Here is a 6000-nt window from a genome sequence, read left to right as displayed (position 1 = left end):
TTGCGTTGAGCTAAATTCTTGCAGTTGTTCGATGACGCGAGTTCCCTGAGCTTTGAAATCATCGGCATCAATTTTAATCCTAAATTCTGCACTTTCGGCGGGTTCTTTTAAATTGGCAATTAAATCTGGTAACGATTGATTGGCTAGCTTAGATTTAGCCAATTCAATCAATAATTTGCTCACCAAGTAAGCGCCATCATCCAGAAAATAATTTTCTTTCAAAGCTCCATGTCCAGAGGTTTCAATCGCCAGCCATGACTCCTTTCCGGCTTGATTGAGGCGAACCGACTCGTCAATCACATTTTTGTAGCCGCGTTTAAAGCGATGGTGAATCCCTTTTAAATCTTGTTCGATGAATTGCGTTAAACCATCGGAGGTGATAGAATCGGTGACAATGGTAGAGCCTGGGTGTTCTTGCAGGACGATCGCAGAAATCAAGGCAATTAAGCGATTGCGATTGAGTTCCTTGCCAACTCCATCTACAGCCGCACTGCGATCGACATCCGTATCAAAAATAATCCCAAAATCAGCATCATGTTCAATTACCGCTTGACAAATTGACTGCATTGCCTGTTTGTCTTCGGGATTGGGTACGTGATTGGGAAAAGTACCGTCGGGTTCCAAAAATTGACTGCCGGCGGTGTCTGCACCTAAAGGTTTTAAGACTTTATCGACATAAAATCCGCCCGCACCGTTTCCCGCATCCACAACAATTTTTAACCCTGTCAGCGGTTGCTCAAAGTTATCGGGATGATTGACTGCTTCCCGAATCTTTTTGACAAATTGGTTGGCATAAACTGAGATAAAATCATGCTTGGTAATCTTACCTGTCGCTGCGGTCGGCTGAAAATGATTGCTTTGGGCTAGTGTTAAAATATCGGTAATATCTTTTTTTTGTAACCCACCGTTAGCGGTGAAAAACTTTAAGCCGTTGCGATTAAAAGGCAAATGGCTAGCAGTCAGCATAATCGCGCCGTCGCAATCAAAACCGGGGGTTATGGTACTCATAAACATGGCGGGGGTTGAGGCCATTTCAAAATCGTATACTGTGGCACCAACTGAGGCGATTCCCTCCATGACTGCTTGCATTAAAGTTGGGCCAGATAGGCGGCTGTCGCGCCCGATCGCAATTATCAATTCTGCGGCGGGTTTGTGGACTTTTTGCACCAGCCAACTGACAAAGGAGCGACCTAAAATTGTGGCAATTTCCGGGGTGAGGTTGACTTTTTCATTAGGAACCCCTTCGAGGGCGATACCGCGAATATCTGAGCCATTTTGGAGTTTTTTCCAGTTATAGTTTTGCATAATTATTTTTTTACTATCCTCACTATTTCGATTATAAACTATTTTGGAGCCAATCAATTAAACGATTTTTTATCTGTATTAATCTTTCATTTGAAATACTTCCTAAACGACCATTGACAACCGATGATTCGACACTCGCTAATCGTCCTAGTCGAACAATAGAAGCAACCTTAAGACCAGTAGCTATATAGTCAGAATCTGCCACATCTATTATTTCGTCAAATCCTGCTGTTGATTGATCGATGCGTGAGGAAACCAAAGCGAGTAATAAATCAGGATGGCGACCGGGTGCAATGGCGATTACCAATGCAGGACGAAGTTTTCCTTGTTTCAAGTCAGCTTGAGGAAAACGAATTAATACAATATCACCTGGTTTCATGGTTGATAAATTTCTTGAGCATCTTCTAAGGAATATTCAATTTCATCATTTTCGCCGAAAAGTTGCGTTAATGCAAAATCTTGCCACTGGGTACTTTGCCATTCCGTGTATTCTGATGCTGGTATTTTCTGTTGGGTGGTTATAGATAGGATTAAGCTGGCAATTTGTTCGACAATATGATCTGGTAAGCTATCAATCTGTTGATGTAGTTGTTCGCGAGTAGTGGAAGACATAAATAAAATTTCCTCGTCAAATTTATTTGTGGTCACAATACCGGATGTTCGCTGTTGATTTCCCTATAACTTTTCTTGAGATATCATTATAGCAATATCTCTGAGGGTAAGACATTCTTCGTCGTTACGGTGACAGAGTTTTTAAATCCAATCATGAAAATTATAGCCCCATCACCGCTGAGATTAGACTCTCATTCTTTAGTCGCGTTCAACGCTGTAAACTGCCTGCAATCGGAACTCGCCACCAGCGGGGACTTCCACAATATCTGTCGCCGCATTGGTCGTTTCTACGCAGATTAAGCGCTGATAATCTGTATCTTCGAGGTCGGCCATGTTTGCCGAAATTGTCACCCAGGGATTCCACACTACGGCGGATTTGCTGCCAGAGGATTGAATGCGAATTCGACGGTTGAGGGCGGCATCGTCAATGACTAATTGATTGGTAACATCGAGATAAATGCGATCGACCTCACCGACTGCTACAACTGCACCTACTTGAGTTTTTTCTACACCACCATCAACTTTATCAAGATATTGGCTATTTTCTAAACCCAAAACCTGCACCTGTTTGATGTCGCCGACTTTGAAGTAGGTGTGCAAAGCTTGGGTGAGGGGAAATGGTTTGTCGCCCAGATTGCGGGTGACTAATTCTACAGTGAGGCTGGTGCCGACGGTAATGGCGATCGCCAGTTCAAAGGCTTGAGGCCAAATTTCTCTCGTTTCCTCGGTATCCTGAAGTCCTAAAGTGACTTTCGTCGCGCCGTCTGGGGTGGTGGCGGTTTCTATCACATTCCACAGGCGATTCCGCACAAACCCGTGGCTGGGGCGGCCCAAGTCTTCGGGATCTGGGCCAAACCAGGGCCAACAAATGGGTATACCGCCTTTGATGGCTTTCCCTTCGGCGTAGTAAGCTTTTTCGCTCAAAAACATCACGTCTGCGCTTTCGGTGGCTGGTTGGAAGGAGAGCACTTGGCCAGCATACACAGAAATCACGGCTTTGGCTTGGCCGTTGTCGATGTGAATCATCGGGAAACCACCGTTTCCGCTAGCGAAGGTGAGGTTGTCTGCAATGCCGTAGTCTGTGTTTAATTGGTCAATACTCATGCTGTTTACCTGGTTGGTTGCTTCACAATTATCCGATATTATGGTGGCTAGATTTGACGATATTCTTGAGTCACTATTTTCTGGGTACAATATACAGCACGTTTCAATTAGTTGTGAAAAAATATCGTATTTTTTTAATTGGGATTATTGAACAGAGCAAAATCCCAGAAAAACTGAAATAATCGTTTAACTGTAGAAAATTTGGTACAGATGCGATCGCAACGGCGAGTCGATTTTTTTGAGAAAACATCTCATTTTTGCTTTTGTCTTAGTAAAAAAAGACTATAATAAACGCTTTTTTCAATGCAGGAGATGCTCAGATGCTCCAAGTTCGATCGCGCTTGATATCAATTCCGGTTGCACTCCTGGTGATGTTAACAGTCAACAGTCAACAGTCAACAGTCAACAGTCAACAGTGAATTTACTATTCCGATGAAGAGAGGATTCGATCTGAGCCATATTTATGCTAATTGTAAGGGAGATATTGCAGACTTTTTGCGGACAGGAATACGAATCACAAACTCCGCCCCCTTCCCCGGAGTTGAACAACATATTAGCTCACCGCCATGTTTTTGAGTGATGATGTGGTAACTAATCGCCATTCCCATTCCAATTGCCTTACCAACAGGCTTTGTAGTAAAAAATGGATTAAATATCTGTTTTTTGATTGAGTCGGGAACTCCGGTGCCACTGTCGGCGATCGCAATTTCCACCCAGTCTAAATCAATCACCGATGTAGAAATAGTAATTTGACTGAGATTTTCTTTTGTTTCTTGTTGAGTTTTTTTAGCGTTCACCAGATCGATCGCATCCATAGCGTTTGCCAGAATACTCATAAACACCTGATTTAATTGTCCGGCATAACACTCCACCAACGGTAACTTGCCATAATTGCGAATCACCTCAATCTCTGAGCCTCCTCGATTATCCTTCAGACGGTGTTGCAAAATCACCAATGTACTATCTATCCCTTCGTGAATATCTACTGACTTGAACTCGGCTTCATCCATGCGCGAAAAATTACGTAACGACAACACAATTTGACTGATACGCTCAGTTCCGATATTCATAGATTTCAGAATTTGGAGTAAGTCTACCTGCAAAAAATCCAGGTCTATTTCATTTTCTTTCGCTTGAATTTCAGCGATTGGATTGGAATAGTGCTGCTGGTATAGTTTCACTAATTCCAGCAGCTTTTGCGAATATTCCTCAATATATGTGAGGTTGCCGTGGATAAAGTTAACAGGGTTATTAATTTCATGCGCTACACCCGCTACAAGCTGTCCTAAGCTAGACATCTTCTCAGCATGAACAAGTTGGGCTTGAGTTCGTTTGAGTTCGAGCAATGTCTCTTCTAACTGACGCTTTTCCTTGACTTCCCTCTGTGAATCTTCTAGATCGTGGATGATTTGTCGGAGCAAAGACTCCTTTTTTTGATTGGTTTGTTCTAGTTCCAAACAGTTTTTTTGGGAACGCTCTAATTTTTTTTGCAAAATTCTGTTGGCTTTTTCTAGCTGCTCAGTTGTTAAATTATTTGTTGTTTTTGATTCCATATTCCTATTCTCCTCCCAGTAGCAAAGTAATAAATGTCTCATTATGAAAACAGGAGATTTTCTGATGCTTGAAAGGAGAAATTTCGCCATTGGTGTAAAACCCACAACTCGGTAAGGTCTCGCTTAAGCAGGCTTGAGTTAGCGCATACTCTTCTTGAGTCCGACTACCTAAAATTTGTCGCCGACTAGCACAGGAAAAATACATAGCAGCAGCAGGTACTTTACCCGGATAATTTTCTAAGGCTTGCATCATAGATATTTGAGATGCTGTGAGAATAAGATCGTGGGTGGTTTCGGTAATTTGAACGATCGCCCCTTCGGGAATGTCCCCAAAAAAGGTTACGCTTCCGACTACCCCATCGCAAACTCCACTGGGTGCTCGCATATAGTAATGACTTTCATCTACATCAAACACGGCCAGGGGATATTCTGAAGAAGGCGGCAATTTCCCCAAATAGTGATGATAAAATTCTAGAGCGGGTTTGCGATCGATTTCGTAGAGGATATTTTGAGAGGCTTTGGTGACTGTGCCCTTTTTCCCTACTGGTTTCCAGCCACTAGCCACACCATGAGAAAATAAAATGTCTCCAGAAATTAAGAGCATGGGAATCGCATCGCTACAAACTTCTGTACCGAAGAATTGATAGGTTTGCTGGAACCGCCACTGATCCGCCGCGAGTCCGCCAAAAATCGGGACTTTTTTTTCTAAAGCTTGATTCAAGCTATCTAACATCAAAGCAGCGCTGGCGGTGAGACTTTCTGGGAAGGTAATACAAAGTTTAATCGGTTCTTGATGGCCGGTTTTTGCTTGAACAATAGCAGTTTGAACCGCCGCCTGCAAGTCCTGAGAAATCCCTCGTCCAAGGCCGGCACGGATAGTAATTCGATCGGAACAAAATAGCATCAGGCTAACTGAATCTTGTTCAAATCCTAAAACAGAAGACATTTCTCCATCCGTCGTGCCGCCAATCAGTTGAATTTCGGGATATGTCTGATTGATTTGCTGCAAAATTAGGAGATGGTCGAAATCAATGGCCGCAAACAAGATGCCTGCTTGAGGAATTTCACCTGATAGGGATTGATGGCATTGTTCTAGGACTTCTGTTATTGCCTCTAGAGAGTCAGGATCGTTGCTATGACCTACGACAATTTTTAACATAAATCTGCTTTAGCAAGTAGTTGGGATAATAGATAATTGCGTAAATTACACGCATTCATTCGTATTGGCAAACTGTTAAGCTGTTGGGGATTTAATTGGGATATTCGGGGTGGGCTAAGACTGTCAAACACATTCATGGTTTGATTGGTTTTTGACAGACAATTTAAATGCACGACAGCAAGGGCGATCGACTAATGGTTGGAGATTGCCAACGGCAGCGAATCATGACAAGATTACCTAGTTGATGCGTAAGTCAGAGCGCGATTT

The 6000-nt window shown here is 42.9% G+C and carries 6 protein-coding genes; all 6 read right to left on the bottom strand.

The genetic code is table 11. The annotated features are described in order from the left end of the window. Nucleotides 1–1305: phosphomannomutase/phosphoglucomutase (locus tag WBA89_RS05235; protein WP_424404472.1), on the bottom strand; the 1305-nt coding region annotated here is incomplete at its 3' end. A gap of 31 nt (nucleotides 1306–1336) precedes the next feature. Beyond that, on the bottom strand, nucleotides 1337–1684 hold the full coding sequence (locus tag WBA89_RS05230; protein ID WP_333381362.1) for a type II toxin-antitoxin system PemK/MazF family toxin: 348 nt from the start codon (nucleotides 1682–1684) through the stop codon (nucleotides 1337–1339). Next, a complete protein-coding gene (locus WBA89_RS05225; protein ID WP_265236273.1) occupies nucleotides 1681–1917 on the bottom strand; it encodes a hypothetical protein in 237 nt (78 codons plus the stop codon). The genes WBA89_RS05230 and WBA89_RS05225 overlap by 4 nt, the downstream gene beginning before the upstream one ends. Before the next feature lie 198 nt (nucleotides 1918–2115). After that, nucleotides 2116–3021 carry a D-hexose-6-phosphate mutarotase gene (locus WBA89_RS05220; RefSeq protein ID WP_424404471.1) on the bottom strand — a complete coding sequence of 302 codons (906 nt, stop codon included), beginning with the start codon at nucleotides 3019–3021 and terminating at the stop codon, nucleotides 2116–2118. A gap of 461 nt (nucleotides 3022–3482) precedes the next feature. Beyond that, a complete protein-coding gene (locus WBA89_RS05215) occupies nucleotides 3483–4664 on the bottom strand; it encodes a sensor histidine kinase (protein WP_424404470.1) in 1182 nt (393 codons plus the stop codon). Beyond that, the gene (locus tag WBA89_RS05210; RefSeq protein WP_424404469.1) at nucleotides 4579–5733 is read right to left on the bottom strand and encodes an FIST signal transduction protein; all 1155 of its coding nucleotides are present in this window, start codon (nucleotides 5731–5733) and stop codon (nucleotides 4579–4581) included. The genes WBA89_RS05215 and WBA89_RS05210 overlap by 86 nt, the downstream gene beginning before the upstream one ends. Nucleotides 5734–6000: the final 267 nt, after the last annotated feature.

Origin of the sequence: Microcoleus sp. (genome assembly GCF_049646505.1) — a bacterium.
Classification (GTDB): domain Bacteria; phylum Cyanobacteriota; class Cyanobacteriia; order Cyanobacteriales; family Microcoleaceae; genus Microcoleus.
The sequence above is the reverse complement of the archived record's forward strand: the minus strand, read 5'-3'. Positions and strand labels throughout refer to the sequence as shown.